This window comes from Methylomonas sp. BG-2, from assembly GCF_057766305.1.
On record NZ_JBYMAP010000380.1, the window covers coordinates 1 to 2,436 of the forward strand.

At 58.6% G+C, this 2,436-nt stretch carries 2 protein-coding genes; both read left to right on the top strand.

What is annotated here, in order from left to right; genetic code table 11:
* Positions 1–379: 379 nt before the first annotated feature.
* Entirely contained in the window at positions 380–2,047 is a 1,668-nt protein-coding gene (locus AC3B8H_RS20375) for a DUF4331 family protein (RefSeq protein ID WP_488443349.1), read from the top strand.
* A 15-nt stretch (positions 2,048–2,062) separates the two neighbouring features.
* A partial coding sequence (locus AC3B8H_RS20380) for a hypothetical protein (RefSeq protein WP_488443350.1) occupies positions 2,063–2,436 on the top strand: 374 nt, incomplete at its 3' end.

The following is a 2,436-nucleotide window of genomic DNA, read 5'->3' on the forward strand; positions in this document are numbered from 1 at the left end:
GCGTTGCGGCGCAGCAATGGCGCTAGGTTTGGCGCGGGACGCGCGACCTGCGTAAGTCAACCAGCCTACCGCTGAAATCACCGTCTACCCCCTTCGAAGGTGTTGGCGAATTGCCAATTGTGTGAAGCGTAGTCCAAAAAAAATTTTTAAGCTGTGAATTTTTTCACCTGATTTAGACGATAGGCCATTGCAAAATGATCCGGCCTTGGTTCCGGAAATAAGCTTACTTTTCGTAACGTTGACTTTCTTTTGCGCTGGGGTTAGCTTGCAAACTCCGTTTCGACGCTCTCGCATCATTTCGCCGCATCCGGTCCGGCTCGGCGCGCGTACCCGCCAAACGGCGCTTTCCCTACAACAACTACAGAAGGGGATCACAGCCATGCACATCTTCCGTTCATTTCGCACCGCAGGTAAAACCCGAATCGGTCTCGCCACGCTCGGGCTATGCCTCATACCGCTGTTCGGCCGAGCCGCCGACCATAACGACCCCAATGCCATCAACTCGATCTTCGCCGACATTCCGCCCAGCGCCGCCGATTTGTACGACCTGTTCGGCTACCCCAGCGCCGACCAAGGCCAGGGCGAGCAAGTCGTCGTGGCCTTGACCTTCGCCTCCATCCCCCAGGCCGGGGTGTTCGATACCGATCTGCTCTACCGGATTCAATTCGATCCCGACCCACGGGCCGCGCTGGGCATGGGCGATCAAATCGATTTGAAAAACCTGCTGGGCTACGCCGAAGCGGTCGGCAAAAAATATATTAATTTCAAGCCCGGCGAAGTTCGGGTCACCTTCAACCAGCAGAACCAAGCAAAACTGGATTTTCTGGGCTTTCCGGGCGGCGATTTCTCGCAAGTCATCGACACCAACAAAGTCGTCGAACTGAAAACGCCGGACGGATTCGCGATCAAAACCTTTGTCGGCGGCCGCGACGACGCCTTTTTCAACGACTTGCCCGGCTTTTTCCGATCCATCAACTACACGCCGCAGTACTACCACGTACCGGTCAAGGACAAAAAGTCGGCCGAAGCCCGGATTCCCAAGACTTTGCTGGAACTGGAAGGCAACAGCTTCTTCAATTACGACAAAAACCTGCCGGAATGGGGCATCACGGTCAAAAAAGACCTGCCCAAGCAGCCTTTGACCTGGAACGGCAACCGGTTTTACAAGGATGCCAACGGCAATTTCCGCTTCGTGTATAGCGGCCAGGACGCCCGCGCCGGCGGCAACGTCAACGCCATCGTGCTGGAATTGCCGCTGAAGTTTTTGACTAAAACCCCGGAAACCGAACGCATCGTCCGAACCTGGGGCGAAAGCTGGATGCTGCGCGCTTCTGCCAAGGCCAAGGCGATACCGGAACACAGCCAATGGTCGCTGCTGGCCAAGCTCGGCGGCGCGCACGAATCGCCGGCGCCGGCAGCCGGTTTTAATAACCGCTTGAGCGATTACAAAAAAGTGGACGTCGACGGCGTGCCCTTCCTGGATGCCGCGCTAAATCTGCGGGAAGACGAAAAACAACTGGCCGACAACGTCAAACTCGGCGAGGTTTACGTGAAACGCTTTGCCCATCTGGGCTGGGGTTTCGGGCCGTCGATCAATGCGCTGGGGCTGAACAGTTGCTTCGATCATTCCAATGCGCCGGTCTCGGTGTTCAAAACTTACGATCTAGCGATCGAGGCCTTCAAGCGCTCCAAAAAATGCTTTTTTCAACGGGTCAACATGCCGGACAACAGTTGGAACGTCAAAGGTCTGGACATCAAACCGCCGCGCACTTTCGAGATTTTTATTCCGAACGTGGCTTCGATAGACATGGATACCAACGGCTCCTGGCCGTTCGGCCGGCGGCTGGAAGATCAGGTGGCGACCCGGTTTTTGTCCCTGTTTCTGGACATGGAAAACGGTTGCGGCGGCAAACCTTGCAGCGTGGAATCCTTGAACAATCCGGCGCTGTGGGCGTCCGCGCCGATCGAGCCCAAAACCACGCCGAATCCGGTTAAAAACGACAAACCGTTCTTGACCGAATTCCCGTATCTGGCCGAGCCCTGGTAAGTCGTCGCTCAGGCCATGTCCCGGCCGGCCGGGTCCACCCCCGGCATTCGCCCAAAGCGCGCCGCGCGGCTGTTACTCGCGGCGGCGATCTGGACGCTGGCCGCGCGGTTCGGCTTGGCGTTGGCCTGGTTCGGGGCATTCGAAACCAGCGATTACCAACGCGATGGGTTGGTTCTCGCGAAGCTGGCGACCGATTGGGTAACGGACGGCGCGGCGAGCCGGGCGCAGGTCGCCGCCCAGCGCTACTGGCTGAGCGGCGCGCCCGGCGACCGAGCCGAAGCCGAACGACGCATGGCCGAGGCGCTAACGCAAGCGCCGGATAGCCTGGAGCTGGGGGTGTTACAGGCCCGTTGGGCCGCTTACCACCACCGCCGCGCTGAAGCCGCCGC

What these genes read in the sequence shown, in the direction of transcription:
- AC3B8H_RS20375 (WP_488443349.1), top strand. Translation starts at nt 380, where the DNA reads ATGCACATCTTCCGTTCATTTCGCACCGCAGGTAAAACCCGAATCGGT.